Here is a 19226-nt window from a genome sequence, read left to right as displayed (position 1 = left end):
AGCATAAACACTAGGTTATAAAATACTTATAAACGTTGGCAATACGACTAAAACGAGTATTGCGTTTTCGATGAAGATGCAAAACGTAAACTTAACCATACATTGGTCTGGCATTTACCTCATGCGCGTGCGCGTTCATCTTATATGTTAGGCGTGTTCTAAAAATTTCGTCGAGGGTAATTTTTAGAACACGCCATTAAAAGTTTTTTACATTTCGATAAGGCCCATTAATCAACGCACAGAGAACTTATATACGCAGTGGCTACTGTAATTTTGGCCGGGCTCGAGCCATGTGTTTGGCCACTCAGGATGGTTAGGGCTGTCGGGATAATGTTGTGTTTCTAGGCACACAGCCGAATGTTTTGGATAGCGATAGCCATGCTTACCAGCAAAAGAGGCATCGAGAAAGTTACCCGTGTAAACCTGTATGCCAGGTTCGTTGGTAAACACTTGCAGCATTATCCCCGTCTGTGGACTGTACAACGAGGCTGCCACCGCGCGTTCATCGGGCTGTCCGTTGTGCCAAGTATTCAAGCACCAGTTATGGTCGAAACCACGTGCGTTACGAGTCATGGCAAAACGTTGGTTGTTGATATTTCTGCTCAACGGTGTTGGCTTGCGAAAATCCATAGGTGTGCCACTAACTTTCAACATCTTGCCAGTGGGCATATAGGTGGTATCAGCTGGCGTATAGCGGTCGGCATTGATATACAGCACTTGGTTTTCACCATGTCGCGAGGGATTGCCGTTGAGATTAAAGTACGAGTGATTGGTCATGTTGATAACCGTTTTCTTGTCTGTCGTAGCTTCGTAGCTGATATCGATGGCGTTGTCGGCCGTGAGCGTATAGCGTACTGTGGCATGAACAGTTCCCGGGAAACCATTATCGCCATCGGGCGAAACAAGACTCATTTCCACCGTAGAGTCATTAAGCTGTTTACCATCGTACACCTGATATTGCCAACCCGTAAAGCCTCCGTGTAGGCAATGTCCATAATTGTTGCGAGGTAACTGCATTGTTTTGCCATCTACCACGATGCGTCCCTGGTTTATTCGGTTGGCATAACGCCCAATGGCTGCACCAAAATCCGACCCGAAATGCTGATAGTCAGCATACTGGGCAATGTTGTCGTAACCCAAAACCACATCGCGCAGTGTGCCACGCCTATCGGGAACCATGATTGAAACAATGCGCGCGCCAAAATTAGTTAGACAAACTTCCATACCCTTGCTATTAACCAGCGTGTAAAGATGTGTGCGTTTGCCACCGACGTTGGCTTCGAAATCATTAGGATATAGACCCGAACGCGTGGCCATACCACGATTACCAGACTTCACCGTTGGTGCTGTGCCCGTCTTCGAGGTTTCGTTTCCCATCACTGAGGGCCATCCACTGGCCCAGTTTATACGGTCGAGCCATACCACGCGCCCTGCATCGGGGTTAGATGCTTTAAAGCCATGATAAAACATATAGTCGTTACCCGCGTCGTCGGTAATTAACCCTGCATTATGTCCTGGTCCAAGCACATTGTCGCTTTTACCCAACAACACCTCGTAATGGTTATCGAGCAGACGTCGGCCAGATTTGTCTACGTATGGGCCAAAAAGGGTTTTAGAACGGCCGACGGTTACTCGGTACGTGCTACGAGCCCCCTCGCAACAAGTGCCAGCCGATCCAAAGAGGTAATAATAGCCCCCTCGCCGCCTGATATAGGTTGCCTCCATAAACGTTCCCGCTATCTTGCGTGGCTTTGCTCCCTGCTTTACGTGTAAACCATCGGCACTCAACTCTACGCCATAGATACCATGAAACGAGCCGAAGAAAAGATATTTCTTACCTCCATCTTCGATATAAAAGGGGTCGATACAGTTTTGGATGCCTATTTGCTTGCTGGTAAACATACACCCACGGTCGGTAAACGGACCAGCAGGACCGTTACTCACGGCAACGCCGATGCCAGCGTCCCATTCCCCACCCCATACCGATTTAGAATAGTATAGGTAGTATTTACCGCCAATGCGCTGAATGTCGGGAGCCCAAATACCGCCTTTAGGAAGCCATTTAGGACGTGAAGCATCAGTAAATGCCGTACCCACCTGCTTCCAGTCCACAAGGTTTACCGATTGGTAAATGGGTACATTGCGTGTATCTTCTGTGGCATAAAGATAGAATATTCCATCTTCGGCGCGTATCACCGTAGGGTCGGGCGCGCTTATATCTATCACAGGATTGCTGTAAGTTGCTGTTTGTGCTAACGACAACTGAGGTAACAGCGACAGCCATGCGAGCAATGTCGCCGTAAAGATTGGTTTTACTGAATGTATCATTGTTCTTTATTAAATTCTTTAGGCAAAATGCCAAACTGTTCGTAAAAGCATTTGGTGAAATAGCTCGGGCTCGAAAAGCCCACATTGTAACACACCTCATTCACTTTCTTATCGCCCGACTTAAGCATTTCGGCTGCAGCTTTAAGTCTTTCGATGCGTATATAGTTGTTGGGCGACTGGTCTAGCGTGCCACGCACCTTACGGTTTAGGCTCGTACGGCTCATGTTCATTTCGGCCGCCAAGAGGTCTACATTAAAGTCGCTGTTACCGATATTGCGCATAACGGCCGCTTTCAACCTTTCCAAGAAATCAGCGTCGGCAGGACTGATGGAAGCCGATGATGCCGATACGAATGGCGATGTGGCATACATCTTCTTTATTTCCTCGCGCTGCCGCAACAGGTTTTGCACGGTCTGTGACAGGAAACCCATGGAAAAAGGCTTCACTATGTAGGCGTCTGCACCGCTTTCCATTCCCTCCATCTTACCTCGCTCGGAAGTAACAGCCGTTAATATGATTACAGGAATATGCGAAAGGTTAACGTTGTATTTGATACGGCGACACAGTTCCATACCATCCATGGGTTCCATCATCACGTCGGTAACCACAAGATTCACGTCATTACGTTCCATTTGCAATAAAGCCTCTTCGCCATCGGTAGCCGTAACGATGTTGTACTCTTTTTCTAAGCACCGCTTTTCGTACTCCAACATCTGCACATTGTCCTCTACAAGCAGCAACGTATGGGGCTTGGCCTGCGTCCCTTGTGTGGTTGTTGATTCGGCCTTTATAGGCGTTACATCCCCTATCCCATTGCCTCCCAGCCTTACAGGCACATCTTGCACCAAGGGCAAAGTAAGCACAAACACGTTCATATCGGCCTCATCGCCCATGCATAGATGGCCATTGTGCAATTCGGCTAACGAACGAGCGAGGGCTAAGCCTATGCCCGTACCCGATGTGGAATGTTCGGCTGTGTCGATATGGAAGAAAGGTTCAAATATCTTTTCACGCAAATCCATGGGTATGATGTTTCCATCATTGGCTACGGTAAGGAAAAGTTGTGTGTCGTCGGTCTTCAATGTCACCGAGATATACGATAGGCAGTACTTCACGGCATTGTTAACCAGGTTGCTTACAATCTTGGTAAAGCCCTCGTGGTCAACATAACCATGCAGGTTGTTGCCTTGCAGTGATAACGTTGCATTGATGTTTTTCTCGCGCATAGCCGAGCGGAAGCGGTTATATATGTCGGTAACCAGCTTCGTAAGGTTACAATATTCGAAGTTGAGGCGTAGGCCGTCTTTCTCTGTCTTGCGAAAATCCAGTAGTTGGTTTATCAGGTCTGTAAGCCTCCGCGTATTCTCGTACATGATGTTGAGGTCTTCTTTCACATCGTTGTCTTTTACCTTCTGCGTGCCGAGAATGTTCTCCAATGGCCCTAAAATCAGTGTAAGCGGGGTGCGAATCTCGTGCGCCACGTTAGTAAAGAAATGTATCTTGCTCTGATACAGTTCCTGTTCTTTACGCGTTTCGAAAGCTTCCATGGCCTGACGGCGACGCGTTTCGGAACGGCGATTCCAATAACGCATAAATAGCCACACCAAAACACCTAGCAAAACTACATAAAACAATTTGGCCCAGAAAGAGAATAGGAAGAACGGACGTACATCGATGTCTAGCTTGTACTCGCCAGGATAAGCCTTTCCGTTTTGGTCTTTCATACGCACTACTAGCTGATAGGAACCAGCAGGCAGGTTAGCGTATGTCATAAAGAAGTCTGCCCCCATAGGTTGCCAACCTTTGTCGAAACCCTCGAGTTTATATTCCAATGATGCCCAATTCTGCCTTGAATAACTTAGAGGTACAACATGCAACCTGAAAGAGTTTTGGTTATAGGCTAATGATAGTTTGCGAGTAAACACGATGTTTTGTTCCAAGGGTGTGTCCTTAGTAAAATTGTCCACGTGTTCGTTGCCTATATATAGATCAGTAGCCACAAGTCGGGGCACACGCTGTTCTTTTTTCAAGGCCGATGGTGAAAAACGCACAATGCCACTAAGACTTCCAAAGTAAATACGTCCACGTTTGTCGATAAGCGATGAGTTGTAGTTAAACTGGTTGTCGAGCAACATCGTGCGGTTGTTATAAGTGCGCACGTCGCCACTGCGGGGATCATATCGTACGAAACCAGCATAACCCGAGAGCCAAAGTACACCATCACCATCTTCTTCCATACGGAAAAACGTAGAGGTGCTGTTAAGCGCCCCTTGCTGTAAGGGTTTGAAACGGCGGGTAGAGAAGCTAAATCTGCACACACCACCGCCCTGCGTTGTTACCCAGATGGTACCTTCGCTGTCTTCGAATATGCTCAAGGCCTTATCCGAAGTAAGTCCAGATTGAGTTGCCCTAAAATTTATCCATCTACCATTATGTCGCATAAAGACGCCATTGGTCTGTGTGGCCAACCATAGATTTCCGCGCGAATCGAAACTTACATCATTGATTAGAACGGGTGGCACCGCCCTATCGTAAGCAAAGGTTTGAGTGTTGGCAATGTAGGTGCATAGACCACGAATGGTGCCAAGATACATTACACCCTGTGGCGAACGCGCGATGCTGAAGATGGTGTTATCGCGAAGCGAACCAGGACGTCCGTCGGCCTTGAACGCCTTTATAAGTTGGTGGGTACGGGTGTCGATGATTTTCAGACCCGAAGCAAACGTGCCCACCCACAGTTCGTTGCCGTCCATGCAAAGTCCATGTACATTGGGGAATGCATTACTAGCTGCAATATGACTAAATGTTTCGCCGTCGGGCTCCATACAATTCAAACCGCCGTCTTCTGTTCCTATCCATATTTTCCCTTGCTTGTCCATAACCATCTCGCGCACGCGACGTCCATGCAGTCCGTTTCCGCTGCCTTGCGGCACAAAACGTTCGAAAACGGGATGTATGGCGGGTAGGTAATTCAATCCGCCGAAATAAGAACCAGCCCACAACCCACCTTCACGGTCTTTGTACAGACAATAAAGTGGATTGTCGGATATGGAGAAAGGATCCATGGGATTATAGGTGAAATGCTGCGTGGCGTGGGTGTCTAGGTTGTAAACCAGCATACCTTGTTCGGTTGCCGCCCAAATCTCACGATGGTTCAGAATAAGGTTACGCACAAAAAGTTCCTTACCTTCAAGACTGGCTACTATGGGTTCGAAACTGTGGCGTGCAGCATCTATAAGCGAAAGACCCTGTCGGTCGGTGCCAATGGCATAGCGTCCGTTGCCCAAGGGAAGTATGGCCGAAACGATGTTACCTGCAAAAGGTGTGTGCCCTTCTTGCGTGCGAAAGGGTGTGAGCGTGCGAAAGGCGTGGTCGGTGGTATATAATCCGCCTCCAAAAAGTCCGAGCCACACTGCCCCGTTGTCACCAATGGCCATGCCTGCTACGTTGGGATACCCTTTCAATCGGAAGTGCGAAAGATGATTGTGACGAAGATCGTAGCAGAAAACGCCCTGCTCGTTGGCCGTGATGTATATCTTATCGCCATGACCCTTTATCACGTTCACCATGTTGGTGATGCCTTCGCCATCGGCACTACGTTTGTCGAAACGGGTGAAAGAGTCGGTCAGTGGGTTGTAAATCCACACGCCACAATCTGTTCCTACCCATATTCGGCCGTTCACGTCTTCAAAAAGCGCGTTGATATAGCTACTGCCTAGACTGTGTCCATCAGGATAACTGTAATACCATTTAAATAAGGTGCCGTCGTAACGGTTAAGTCCCGATTTCGTACCAATCCACATCAGTCCTGTTCGATCTTGCAAGATGGCGAGCACGGTGCTTTGCGACAGTCCCGACTCTACACCGATATGTCTGAACAGGATGTTGCTTCTGCTTGTCATACCGACAAGCAGAAGCAACGCTACTATCATCAATCTTATTTTTTTCATCTGCATTAGTTTGTAGCGTAAAGGTACGAAATTATTCAAACAAACTGAGAAACGGTGGGATTATTTCAAGAAATTCGTTGTACGGTTGGGTGAATACAGTTCCCAAAGGGAGGCAATCGTCCAGCCAGGCGCAAAGATATCGTTATAAAATCCTTTGCCATTGTGTCCGTAATCCCACGTGGTATGCTGCACCACTTCGGGGTAGAAGCCCTGCTTACCCACGCCGCAAAGGTTGTTGGCAACGGGCAACAGCTGGCTGAGCGAAGATGTAATGACATCATACATGCCTTTAAACCGTTGCTCACCCGTTTGCTGAGCCAGCCAACTAAGGATGTGGGGCAGTTCGAAAACAAATACGTCTATATGGTTGTTTTCTACCGAAACGTTGCCCCATCCACGTGTTTTTAGCCCCAATTCACCCGTCATCTGTCCAGGTGCAAAGGGCACATCCCAGGTGTAATACCACGAGATGGCGAAGTAAGCGGCTTTCTTACATAAGTCGATATAATGTTTTCGTTCCTCTCCCTTGGTAACCATGGTCATATAATAGGTGGCTGTTACGGCAGCGATGGCAGCTTCCTTGTCTTCGCAATTGGCATCGAGCGTAGACGAGAAATAGTCGCTTTGCGAAATAATGTTCTTCTCCAAATAGTTCACCGTTCGGCGAGCGGCCTGTAAATAGTTCTTGTTGCCGAAATATTTCCACCCCATCACCAATGCAGAAGTTGCCGAAGGAGTGCTACCTCCCGAAGCGTCGACATCGGTTCCATCAGATTTAAACTTGCGGGCGAAGTGTCCATCGTCTTTTATTAGGGTAACGAAGTTGTCGAGAATGGTGCGTATGCGCCTCTCCCACTCCACATGGCGACGGCCACGACTCTTTTCGTATTTTAAGTAATGAAGCACAGCATATACGGCCTCGCTTTGCTGACGAATGGAATGGACGTCTTCTTGGGTGAAGCCATCACGGAAGTTTACAAAATCGTGTAGGTAGCCACCATTCCCAAATCCATTGCTTAGGAAACTGTCGAAAATGGCTTGCCCCATATTAACTAACCCATCGTCTTTTATTTCTGAACCGTATTCAATCTCGTTGAAGGCATTAAGCAACACCCGCCCGCAAAAGCCTATCTGCATTTCTGTTGCTGGTAGGCAGTCATTAACCCGAAGTGAGAGCCCCGAATTATATTTCAATGGGTAGCGGTCTACGAACGAATGGCGGAAGTAATCGCTGAGGGCAGTCTTTACTTCTGCACCCGTGTAGGCACTTTTCAAGGGTTGAGGCTGCATGCGGTCGTAACTATATTGCCACACTTGCGTAACAAAGTTGCCAAAATCATTGGCTTTATAACGATGTATGCGCCAACGCAAGGTTTGCTGTTCACCTTTTTCTAGCTTGGCAAAAGCAGTTATGGGGTCTATGAGCGTTAACTTGCGGATGTATCGTTTGGGAGTTTCCTTATAAGGATAGCCAAACTTTAAGGCCACGGTGTTTCCCTCGCCGTCGAAACCTGCATAGCCCACGGATGTGCGCCCAGGAAGTATTATCTCACCCGTGGTTAGCTGAACTTGTACGTCGCAAGGTTCGTCTAGCACGCGTAATACTGATACGCCCTGTCTATTGCGGGGATTGAAAGCACTGGTTAACGGTGTAGACATGCGGTCTTCCCTAAAATTCCAGTGTTTGCTGGTTTTGAAAGATGGAGCCTCTTGAGGTGAACGCATGTTGCGATGATACCAAAAACCTGGCATATAAAATTCTGCTTCACCAGACGATAGTTTCGTGTTGAGACTGAGGTCAAGGTGAAAATACACCTTTTCGCGTGCCGAAAGCGTAATCGTCAGCAGTTCGTCGTCGCCATCATTCGTTGTCGTAGATACCACGTCTAATGGTCCACCTGTTGTCCAAGACTGCCCTTGTTGTAGCAATTGACATGTTTCTGACGGATTGCCTGGCGTTTTTAGGCTAAGCGACATCGACAAGCCTTGCGCTTGTAACGTACAAACGTGCGCCACAAACGACCAACCTAGCAGAATGACTTTTATTTGTTTCATCGTTATCTTTGTTATTTTATGCAGTGAATATCGTCAATACGACTTGACGGTATTTAAATTCGGGCCATGCCGTCTCTATGCGTGAAAGACGCCAAACAAATAACCTGCCGTGGCATCGCCAGTGATTTGGCTATGCAACCAAAAAGATCTGGCGACACCACGTTCGGTTAAAGGTGTGTTTTCAACGGCTTATCGTTCTCACACTCTTATAATAGGTGTCGAAAACGTAGAAAGTTTCGGTACGCTCATCGTAGGCAATGCCTGTAGGACTTCCAAAGCGTGCCGTTTCTCGTAGGTCGCCATCTTCAGGCCCCCAAGTGTTACCATCGCCCATAGCCGACGTTGCTCCGCGCCCCGCAAAGGTACGAACACGACCATCAGGTGTGAGGTAACGCACGCAATAGTTGTCGTAATCGCAGAAGTAAAAGTCATAAACGTCTTCCTTTCCTTGTGCTGCGTAGTCGGGATTCTTCACAAATATGCCTTGATAGGGGAAATTCATCAACGTTCCATCTCCCTTGCCGTCGGCCCAACCCTTAACACCCTGCTGTCCAGAGACGAGATAGGGTTCTTTAAAGCGTTTGGTGGCCTCATCGTAATCCATACGATAGATGCAGTGTTGGTTCAATGCTATTACGTAAGCGTACTTGCCTGTGGGGTGCATGGTGATGTTAAAGTTCCAGCGACTGGTACCAAATGTGAGCATTTGCTCATAGTTGTTGCCCGTGAGATATGGGTCCCAAGGAGTTGTTTCCGTTGCGTTGGCATAATATTTGGTCATATCTAGACGGAAAATCGCATTGTTACCATAGCTGTTGAAATATAGTTCACCGTTGGCGGGATGAACTGCTACAGTGTTACATTGCTTGTAAGCGGCTAACACCTCGCGTTTAGAATCGTCGGTAAAGCTACCGTCGGCATTGCGTTTAACAATCCACACGCTGGTAGATCGGTCTCCACTATCGTCGCGGTCGGTAGCAACCACCATGTCGCCCTTTGCCGTAAAGTCTATTGCACGTAAGCGTTTGCCTTCGAAACACTTACTGCCGTGCATCACGGTGGTAACGGTCTTTGTCTTTAAGTCGAAGAGTTGCACACCATAGCCACTATAATCGAAATCTTCGTATGCAACATATAAATGGTCTTGGTTTTGCGGGTCGAACTTCATAAAGGCAGCTTGCTTGCCGAAAGTGGCCGAGCCATCGTCCTTGCCAGTACCAAACTTGCCGTCTTTCCATCCTGGGTCGCCATCGCTTATACGATAGCCAATCAGCGTACGCACCACCAACGGACTGGCGTATGCAAACTTTGTAGTGGCCTTGGCAGACTGTTGGGCCACTTTCACCTCTACTTCAAACCGTCCCGATTCAGTCCAATAAGGCACAATACAGCCAATACTGTCGGCCTTTACATAACTTAGCTTGGCTTTCTTTCCACCAATCGTTACGTTTACCTGTGTAGAGTCGAGTCCGAAGTTTGTGCCATAGATAACCATTTCTTGACCATTGGTGCCCTCGGCAGGCGTAAAACGGCTGATGGTTACAGGCACATTGGGGTTGTATCTCGGTGTGTTGTCCTCGTCTTTGTCGCCGCATGCAGTTATGTTGCCACATAAAGTGGCTATGAAGAGCGCATATATCCAATGCTTCATTACGGGTTTATTCCTTTTCATATTGTGGTTTCGTCTTAATGTTAACTATGTGTCTACAATCTTATGCCGCGCCTATTTCTTCACGCGAACTTTAAGCGTGGTAAGGTTTCCTTTATGATCAGTGGGCCAAGTTCCTGTTGGCTCTATAAAGATATCTTTCGAATCGTTGACCCCACGCTTGCCAAAATAGATAGAGCCAGATGGTCCAACTAGTTCGGCTTTCAGCAATTCAACAGGTTGCGACTTGTTATAATACACAAAGTCGATACGGTCGCGCTCGTCGTATTCGGGACAGAAAGACAGCTGGCTTAGGCTGGCATCCTTATTATCAGCAGGGAAAGTGAAGCCAGGATGCGTAACAGGATCGGGGAATTTTTCGCGATAGGTGTCAACGAAACCTGCCTTTCTCAACATCACGGAGCAATCCCAATTGGCCACTACACCGTTATGACTGTACAAATCCTTGGTGTTGGCCTGCCAATCAAGGTCAGACGGTTCGTTAAAGTCGCCACCTAAGACAACGATACGCCCTTTATCCATCTCGCCTTGGGCATCGTCGAGGAACATTTCCATCGCCTCATCGCGCGTACTCAATCGGTTGTCTTTCATTATCCGTTCGCTGTCGGTAATAGGATTGGCCAGTTTCGACCAGTCGGGACCACTATTATAACCTCGTGGCAGATAGCAAGCATAATGCTTATAGTCGAGATGTGCTGAATAGAAGGTCATTTCTTGTCCGCGAACTTCCACCGTTACCTTAATCATATAGTTGTCGGTGGGTGTGGGAAGCACCTTAAAGTTCTTTATCTCGTACTTCGACAACACGCCAACAAACGTGCCATGATTCTTACCATAGTAGTCTTTTTGGTGCTTTGTTTTTAACGATTGGCACAGACGATGTGTGTATTCGCCGTCGCCATCGGGAATTTTCTTCAACAATAGGTCGTTACGCAACTCGCACAACAACACGATATCTGGATCTACTTGGTTGATAACGTCTACCAATCCATTATAGGCGTTATTCACTTGCGTTGCTCCGAACCATGTGTTTAGCTGGAAAACTTTCAGGTCTTGATACACTTCCACGGGCTTTGGAGGCTCAGGAGTGGGATTGTTGTCATCTTTGCTGCACGCTATCGAGCAACAGCCAAACAGCATCATCAATGCTGCATTCAGACAACAGCGTTTAAAAAGATGTTCTCTTTTCATTGTTCTTGGTTTTGATAAATATTATTTTAAGTTTCTAGTTACATTCTTAAATATATATCTTATACGATGCGTGAGGCGTGGAATTAGGCTGATTCTGCAACACGTTTGGCGAAAAATATGCACCTCGATGCAGAGATGTTTCTACTGAACCTTTACGATTTTTTGATTAATGCTGCCACTATTTCCCCGCACCTTTATCATATATATGCCCATAGGCACATCGTTCAGCCATAGGTCTTGCGTGTTTATGGCTCTGCCTGCTTTTATCTTTTCGCCGCTCATCGCGTAGAGCTCCCAAATAAAGACGGAGTTATCGGGGCTTGAAATCTGATAATAATTGTCACCGCCACAGGCAATGGTGTAGGTATCCGGCGTAGCATCGATATCGGCAATGCCGCTAGATGTATCGTCTTTAAAGAAAGGTGTCGCCCCACCCTTCGACGGATGTTTGCCTTCTATATAAGGCCAGCCATCGCTATCCCATAGCACCTTGTCCACGAAAAGTTTCCTACCAGCATCAATATCCTTCTTATCAAACCCATGATAGAGCATCCAATAATCGCCGTTATCGTCAATTATCAGTTGCGAACAATGGCCAGGACCTGCCACGAGCTCGTTGCCCGACAGCACACTTTCGTACGAACCGCCCACATCCATTATCTTCTTACCACGCTTATTAACGTATGGGCCACGTAATTCTTTGCTTCTCGACACAACAACCCTATAGGTGCTATTGGCTCCTTCGCAACAATTGCCCAAAGATCCCATAAAATAATAGTATCCATCATGCTTCACAATCATCGTAGCTTCTGTGCCATGGTGCATCCAATTATGGTTCGGACCAATCTGAAACTTCTCTGCCCCAGCCTTTAAAGCCAGTCCATCGGCAGATAATTCTATGCCCCACACACCGCGAAAGCTACCCCAAAAAAGGTACTTCTTGCCGTCATCGTCTTGAAAGAAACAAGGATCGATGCTGTTTTGCACGCCTATCTCGGTGCTGGTAAAGAGTTTTCCCTTGTCAACAAACCCTCCACGAGGCGAAGAAGACGTGGCTACACCGATGCCGCAGTTCCATTCTTTTCCCCATTCGGCCATCGAATAATAAAGAACAAATTGTCCATTGATGTAATTGATGTCGGGAGCCCAGATGTTTCCACCTTTTATAAAAGTGGGACGAGTTGAGCTATTGAAGGCCGAACCCGCAAATCGCCATCGCGTGGCGAGATCGCGCGACTTATAAATAGGAACACACAGTCCACCGCCCTCTGTGGCATAAACATAGAATTGGCCATCGGGTGCGCGTACAACGCTTGGGTCGGGCATGTCTTTGTTTAAGACGGGGTTAGTATATTGTGCACGAACAGCTGTGATCAACATCAGCAGATTGGCAACAAGGGTTATTCTTTTTATTGCGATTATTCTCATAAATAGGGGTTATCAACTTTTAGCTACATTGAAATCTTCGTGAGTTGGTGAGTTTATAAGTTTGTAAGTTGATGAGCTTGTGAGTTTATAAGTTCGTGAATTTATAAGTTTATGAACTCATAAGCTTGTGAATTTGTGAGTTATAGTTATGGGTATTGAGAGCTTAAATACTCAAAAACTCATCAACTTAAAAACTTAAAGGTTCAGAAACTCACCTCACCACCACCTTCTTCACAGTCTTATCTTTGTAGCGAACAACGTTTATTCCCCGCTTCGGGGTAGACAGTCGTCGTCCGTCTACATCGTATCGGCTCATTTCATTTTTAGAGGTGTCGGGCGTTTGCGTTACATTCTCTATGTCTGTCGAAAACTTCTTATTCTTCAAGAAGTTGTCCATCAGCACCTTCATCCAATGTCCGCCAAGTACAGAGCGACCTTGGAATATCTGGTAGTCGCCACTATTCACCCAATACCAATCGCTAAACGGCACTCGGTTCTTTGTTTTGTTGGCGAATTCCCACACTAGGTCGGCAATGCGTGCAAAGCCCTCCTGATTCTCAGCCAAACATGCAGTCCACATCTCCCAGTCTGATTTCGTATATCTTTCGCGATTATCCAAAGGTATGCCATACGGCTCTGCCTTAGTAAGATAATAGCTGTACTCTTTCTGTTTCATTTGTTTGGAGAAGAGATTAAGCCCCCACATCTTATCCCACAACATATTATACTTCATGCTCCACGTGCCACTGCGGTCGTAAGCCAATCGGTAATGGTCGCCATCGTTAGCCGTTCGTTCCAACGTTGCAGCCATTTGGCGCGCCTTATCCATATAAGTGCGGTATGTGGCGTTCTCTCCTTGCATCTGTGCCATCAGTGCATAGCCGGCAATTCCCATAATGGCCTTTACGGAAAGGTTTACGTTGTGGGCTAAGTGTCCTGCAAAATCATCGGTGCAAAGTTGGTTGGCAGGGTCTTGTCCATTAGCTACCAAATAGTTTGTCCACATGGTAAGCAAGTCCCAATACTTCTTGGCAAAGTCGGCTTTTCCCTCTCTTAGACAGGTCATTGCCGTGAGAATAACCATATTTCCCGCCTCTTCCACAGGCATGTTCTTGCCAAAATCGCCGTTAGCACCAGGGAAACAAGAGGCATACGTCTGCTTGTCGGCAATGGGATAGAAGCCCAAATCGTGTGCAGGAAAATGAAATCCCCAGCGCGAACTGTCTGCACAATACTTGAATACACCCTCTAAAGCGCCTTTCTCCAACTGTGTGTTATAGGTAAAAAACAGTGGTGCGGCAGGGTAAGTAACGTCTACGGTATTGATAAATCCACCCGAACTGTTCTCTTTCGAGAAGTACATCAGGTCGCCATCCTTATCCATAAACAGTTTATGGGCAGCCAAAGTTTGGCGATAAGAGGCTGCTAAGGTCTCGGCATACTTCTTGTTTCCTGCTGCCAAGGCATCGTCGTAGATAATCTTGTCCCATCTGCGGGCGCGCTGCATGTAAGTTTTATAATTATCACGGAAGCTCTCGAAAGCGTCTGTAAGCTGCTGTCCGTCTTTCGCCCAATAGGCTTTGTAGCGCGTTCCTAGGAATTGCACATCCTGAACTTCATCATATCCAATCATCATATAGCTGGAATCACACTCCGTCAGCCCAAAGTTGTGCAAGTAACCCAACATGGGCATCTCACTTTCGTTATTGCTCCTGATACGTAGCGCATCGCGTTGAGCTAGTGTTCCCTTACTAACGAATTGGCTTTCCACGGCATTTTGGTCGGCCATGGTTACGTTTCCGTTCACATTGGGTATCATTAGATAGCCCCAATCGATGCAAATGATGTCACCCGATTTCCCCAACACGTTCTGTTCTACGCTTCCCGTGCGAACATAATCAATATTGTTCACGTTTTGTATGCGCGAAATCGTTGGTTGGGTGTTTTTTATCACCGCTAATTCGGGTGTTGTCCCAAAGAATATCTGTACGTCGTGTTTCCGCTTGTCGTTGGCGCGAACCTGATAAGATATGTAGTTAATGGGCGTAGAAAGCAGGTTCAGGTCGTCAAGAAACATAGGTGCGGTGAAAACCAAACGTAGGTCTACACCCCCACATCGAAACGTATAGTAAGTGTTGGTCGCCATAACGTCGCAGCTGGTTTGTACGGCATTACGTATGTTATTATGGCTTTCCTTCACGTTGGCAAACAGTCCGATGTCGGCATTAGCTCCGCCTGTGGTGTTATGAACATGGTACGCGATAACGTTGTCGCCAACACGCAAGCTCTGTTTTACGTTAGTAGGCAACATCAACTCCTCGTTTTGTACCCACGTTTCGCCCGTTTCGGTTGCCAAAACACCATTTATGTAAACCTCACATTTATCGTCGTGCGAAAAAATCAGCCACAAGTCGCGGGCCAAATCTTCTTTCGTCAATGTCACATGTCTACGTATATAGATGTCTGAATTGGTGTCCGTCCAAGCCGTACGTATGTTAGGGTACTCTTTGGGGCTACCAAACGCCGCCTGTTGTGTTTGCCATTTGCTGTCATTAAGGTCGCGTTGCGCCCAATTTGCAGCAGGTTTCGTGTAGCTAACCTTTGCTTTCCACGCTCCCATGTCGGCCATTGGCGCCACGGGTTTCAGTAGTCGGCCCTTATCCTTTCCCATAAATCGGTAGGTCGTTCCGTCAACGCGCAACAAGCCGTCAATGGCCTTCCTTTGCCCTGTCCAATGGCATGTGGCGCCATCGTACAGATTATTATGTGCCGACCAAATGGAGAAATAGGGGTCGTTCACTATCAAGGGAACAGATGGTAGACGAAGGCTTGTACGCCGATAAGGCTCGAAAAACGAACCTACCTGCGCTTCTACTGTCAGCACATTCGCCATACCAACCAAACAGAGTAATAGCTTTTTCATATCAAACAAAATACTATGGTATTGGTTTAAACATAATTTTCAGATTACGTTGCAAAATTACTCGTCCCTTCTAGATAACGGTACGACTATTATTCCAAAAAATAACAAAATCGGACCAACATGCCTTGCTGGTTCTTTTTTGCTATACTCTGAATGGATTTTACACATCGATACTCAAAATAAAGTCTATCTTTGCAGCGTAACAATCAACAACGAATAATTCAAGCTTATATATAATATGGTGTAAGCACCCAAACCCATTCAGGGTTGTATCTCTTGATGATATATGCCGAAACCTTAACGAATATAGAATAATCATTTTAACTAAAAACAATTTATGAAAAAGCAAGTACTATCATTGGGGCTAGGACTGTTGAGTGCAACCCTACTCAACGCCCAAACCACGCCTTGGCCAGGACATGCTGTCGGCAATGGAGGGGAATTTTACCTCTACAATGTCGCCACGGGCTTGTGGCTTCAAAACAACAACACCGTGAAAGACGGATGGGCTACTGCCGTTAACGTGGGCACACGAGGCTTACCCATTAAACTAGAAAATACTGGACCAAAGACATTTAAACTGCGTTCTACCTTCCGCGGAGGTAATGGCGTATCAAATAAAATTGGCGATGCCGGCCTACTTTACTGGGATATGCCTGCCGCTAACGTTGGCGCATGGGAAATGTCTCCGGCCGACAACGCCCAATCCATACACGGATATTGGCTAGAATGCGATGCGCTGGTGCTAGGGGCAGACAACAATCTGCTCACCCTAGACAAAGAAAAGAACAGTGTTTGGCAGCTCGTTACTCGAGAAGAGCGTATTGCCGATGCAAAGGCGAAGGCTTCTGCCACCAATCCAGTAGACGTATCGTGGCTTATTGACGCACCCGACCTCGTAACAAAGAATACCACTTTCAAGTTGGATTTTACGGCTGCACCCAATACCGAACACTCTACTTACCAAGGTGGATGGGACATTGTAAAGGCAAATACCATCCAAGAGTTTTGGAATACACAAACCTTCGATTATCACCAAACCATCAGCGGATTGCCCAACGGCACCTATAAGTTCAGCGTACGCGGATATTATCGCGATGGTTCAAGCCAAACACGCGACTATACGATGTACGGTTATGGTGCCGACAAGTTTGTCAATGGGACCGAACAGCTTCGCGCCATTTACTATGCCAACGGCACTTCTGCCCCCATCATGTCTCTTTATGCAGGTGCGAAAAAAGCTCCCGAAGAGGGATTCAGCTTCCAAGCCGAACGCGAGGGTGGAAAAAGCAGTGGACTTTACGTACCCAACACGCCTCATGAGGCTAACTGCGCACTGTGGACAGGCAACTACCAAAATGCCGAAATAACTGTTACCGTTACAGACGGGACGCTAAAATTTGGCGTTAAAAAAGAGGCTGGCGTTATAGACGACTGGTGCGTAATCTCTAATTTCTCTTTGAAATACCTCGGTTCGAAAGTACTTCAAACCCCAGAAGAGGCGCTGAAAGGCCTTAAAGCGATACTTGCCACAACAAAAGCGTTTAAAGGTGCCGTCGCCCCTGCATTGAATAAACAATACACAGATGCCATTGCAGCTGCCAACAAGGCCCTCACCTCTACCGACCCTGTGGCCATTAACGCCGCAACCTCTAACTTACAAAAGGCTTACGATGCCGTTTATGCCTGCTCAGAAAGCTATGCAGCCTTGGCAAAAACCACTGAAATTTGCAAAAACATCAATAAGAACAACGACGCGCAGCTTAACGCAGCCACAGTAAAGGCAGAGAAAGTGGCCAAGACTGCCACGACCGATGCCGACATGAAGGCGGCTCTTGTAGACCTGCGCGTGGCTCGTAAGATTGCTGCTGCCGACAAGATGCCCGACATTTACAAGGGTGCCAAAGCCGGTGCAGGCGAATTCTACTTCTATAATGTGGCTTCGCAGAAGTTCCTTATGGGTGGTTCCGATTGGAATACACATGCTGCCGTAGACGTTCCTGGTATGCTCTTCACCGTTGCAGCCGAAGGAAATGGTTTCACAATCAATCGCATGGGGGGTAAAGATGGTAATTACCTTGGTTATAATGGTTATACCGATATCCCCGGAAAAGATGTGTGGGCGTTCGTTCCCATCGCTGGCAAGGCCAACGTTTACAACATTGTGAAGGGTGACAACCATGCTCAAGGGCTGGCTTTTGCACCACAATCCAACACCGATGCCGACGATGCTATGGATAAAGAGTTTTGGAACACCGTTTCTGTTGAGGCTAGCGTGGCCAAGAATGCCAACGCCGAATGGAAACTTGTTACCAAAGCCGAACGTGATGCACTGCTCGCTACGGCCACCGAAACTCGTCCTATTGACGCCACTTACCTGCTTACCGGTCCTGGTTTCAACCGCCCCGCAATGCTCGAAGGCTGGAATACCGACCGTAAAGGCGACTTTAAGGATGCCAACCTTGGCGTTATCGACCGTGGAAGACGTACCAATCTTGTTTGCGAGGCATACTACCTGCAATCGTTCGAGGTAAACCAAACCATAAGCAACTTGCCCGAAGGTTATTATCAGGTAAACATGACAGGCTATTATCGCGATGGCAGCCGTGAGGCGTTGCAACAAAAGGTTACCAACGGGACAGCCCCTGCACGCCATGCCATGCTCTATATCGAATACAAAGGTAAGGGCGACGAAGTTGCACTGCCCTCTATCGCAGCAGGAATGAACCAATGCCCTGGTATCGGATGGACTGGTAATGCTGGCGAACAACCCGACAATGTGATGGATGCAGCCGAATATTTCGAATGCGGACTTTATAAAGTATATACCCACATCATTAAGGTTGGCCCTGAAGGTGAACTTACCTTCGGCGTAACCAAAGACAAACAAGTGGACGCCGATTGGGCAGTGTTTGACAACTTCCGCCTTACTTACTTTGGCAAGCAGGTTTCTCAAGGTACAATCACTGGTATCGATGCCATTAAAAACAATGTCGTTGAAGACGGTAAGATTTACAACCTGCAAGGCATGGAAGTGAAACGTCCGCTCAAGAGTGGCATCTACATCCGTAATGGAAAGAAATTCATCGTCAAATAAGATTTAGGTTTAATTGTTTTTAGCGGCCAAGGCTCAAACATATTTGTGTTTAACCTTGGCCTTTTTCATGCCATGCCGTCTGTTGGCAACCTTAAAGGCTGATTCTAGAAGAAAGTGAAAGATGAGATAAAAGCAAAAAGCCATCGAAGAAAACCCAATAAAGTAGTAGCATTGCAATGTGATGCAGAACTTTTAGAAACAGCCATAAACACTCCGTGTGCATTTCACAAACAAACCGCCTAGTAACCACCTAAAAAGCCTGTTCTTAGTTTTTGTATCGTACAAAAGCCTCTGTGTAGTGTACTAAATAAGTTGACACTTTACCTCAAACAAAAAAAAGTAAAAAAACATGGTAAAGTACAATGAAACGGAGAAAATTCTGTTATTAAGTAAGTACATCACGAGCGGTATGGATGCCCGCAGCTTTGCGTTAAGTTGCGGTGTGCCCTATACCACATTCCTCAATTTTTGTCGGGAGTATGGCAATCCCGACTTGTCCTCAATACAGGAGCTGATGAAGAAAGAGAATATTCCCACCACAGTGGAGGAGCTTCAGGCCTTGCTTGCCAAAGAGCGCAAGGCACA

General features: G+C 47.0%; 8 protein-coding genes and 1 pseudogene. 2 read left to right on the top strand and 7 right to left on the bottom strand.

Annotated elements, in window-relative coordinates; all coding sequences use genetic code 11:
- Positions 1–231 precede the first annotated feature (231 nt).
- From F453_RS0100050 to F453_RS0100020, 7 genes are all read right to left on the bottom strand, one after another.
- A complete protein-coding gene (locus tag F453_RS0100050; protein ID WP_018966156.1) occupies positions 232–2328 on the bottom strand; it encodes a galactose-1-epimerase in 2097 nt (698 codons plus the stop codon).
- Positions 2325–6284, bottom strand: a complete 3960-nt coding sequence (locus F453_RS0100045; RefSeq protein WP_018966155.1) for a hybrid sensor histidine kinase/response regulator transcription factor — start codon at positions 6282–6284, stop codon at positions 2325–2327. Before F453_RS0100045 ends, F453_RS0100050 begins: the two co-directional genes overlap by 4 nt.
- A 54-nt stretch (positions 6285–6338) precedes the next feature.
- Complete coding sequence (locus F453_RS0100040; protein WP_025789858.1) at positions 6339–8333, bottom strand: hypothetical protein; 1995 nt, start codon at positions 8331–8333, stop codon at positions 6339–6341.
- Positions 8334–8514: 181 nt separating this feature from the next.
- Complete coding sequence (locus F453_RS0100035; protein ID WP_018966153.1) at positions 8515–10005, bottom strand: IPT/TIG domain-containing protein; 1491 nt, start codon at positions 10003–10005, stop codon at positions 8515–8517.
- Between the two features lie 51 nt (positions 10006–10056).
- Positions 10057–11193 carry an endonuclease/exonuclease/phosphatase family protein gene (locus tag F453_RS0100030; RefSeq protein ID WP_025789859.1) on the bottom strand — a complete coding sequence of 379 codons (1137 nt, stop codon included), beginning with the start codon at positions 11191–11193 and terminating at the stop codon, positions 10057–10059.
- Positions 11194–11334: 141 nt separating this feature from the next.
- The gene (locus F453_RS0100025; protein ID WP_018966151.1) at positions 11335–12621 is read right to left on the bottom strand and encodes a family 43 glycosylhydrolase; all 1287 of its coding nucleotides are present in this window, start codon (positions 12619–12621) and stop codon (positions 11335–11337) included.
- A 211-nt stretch (positions 12622–12832) separates the two neighbouring features.
- Complete coding sequence (locus tag F453_RS0100020; protein ID WP_018966150.1) at positions 12833–15544, bottom strand: glutaminase family protein; 2712 nt, start codon at positions 15542–15544, stop codon at positions 12833–12835.
- A gap of 337 nt (positions 15545–15881) precedes the next feature.
- On the opposite strand from F453_RS0100020, the gene F453_RS0100015 reads away from it, so the two are divergent.
- Both F453_RS0100015 and F453_RS0100005 read left to right on the top strand, forming a co-directional pair.
- Complete coding sequence (locus F453_RS0100015) at positions 15882–18641, top strand: hypothetical protein (protein WP_018966149.1); 2760 nt, start codon at positions 15882–15884, stop codon at positions 18639–18641.
- A 349-nt stretch (positions 18642–18990) separates the two neighbouring features.
- A pseudogene (locus tag F453_RS0100005) lies at positions 18991–19226 on the top strand (transposase); the annotation flags it as partial.

The sequence above is a fragment of the Hoylesella loescheii DSM 19665 = JCM 12249 = ATCC 15930 genome (assembly GCF_000378085.1).
GTDB classification, from domain to species: Bacteria; Bacteroidota; Bacteroidia; order Bacteroidales; family Bacteroidaceae; genus Prevotella; species Prevotella loescheii.
Note: the sequence above shows the minus strand (reverse complement) of the source record. Positions and strands in the feature narration are given on the sequence as shown.

Coding starts and splice junctions, on each gene's coding strand:
- F453_RS0100040 (WP_025789858.1), bottom strand. CDS start 8,333: ATGAAACAAATAAAAGTCATTCTGCTAGGTTGGTCGTTTGTGGCGCAC.
- F453_RS0100030 (WP_025789859.1), bottom strand. CDS start 11,193: ATGAAAAGAGAACATCTTTTTAAACGCTGTTGTCTGAATGCAGCATTG.
- F453_RS0100020 (WP_018966150.1), bottom strand. CDS start 15,544: ATGAAAAAGCTATTACTCTGTTTGGTTGGTATGGCGAATGTGCTGACA.
- F453_RS0100050 (WP_018966156.1), bottom strand. CDS start 2,328: ATGATACATTCAGTAAAACCAATCTTTACGGCGACATTGCTCGCATGG.
- F453_RS0100025 (WP_018966151.1), bottom strand. CDS start 12,621: ATGAGAATAATCGCAATAAAAAGAATAACCCTTGTTGCCAATCTGCTG.
- F453_RS0100015 (WP_018966149.1), top strand. CDS start 15,882: ATGAAAAAGCAAGTACTATCATTGGGGCTAGGACTGTTGAGTGCAACC.
- F453_RS0100035 (WP_018966153.1), bottom strand. CDS start 10,005: ATGAAAAGGAATAAACCCGTAATGAAGCATTGGATATATGCGCTCTTC.
- F453_RS0100045 (WP_018966155.1), bottom strand. CDS start 6,284: ATGCAGATGAAAAAAATAAGATTGATGATAGTAGCGTTGCTTCTGCTT.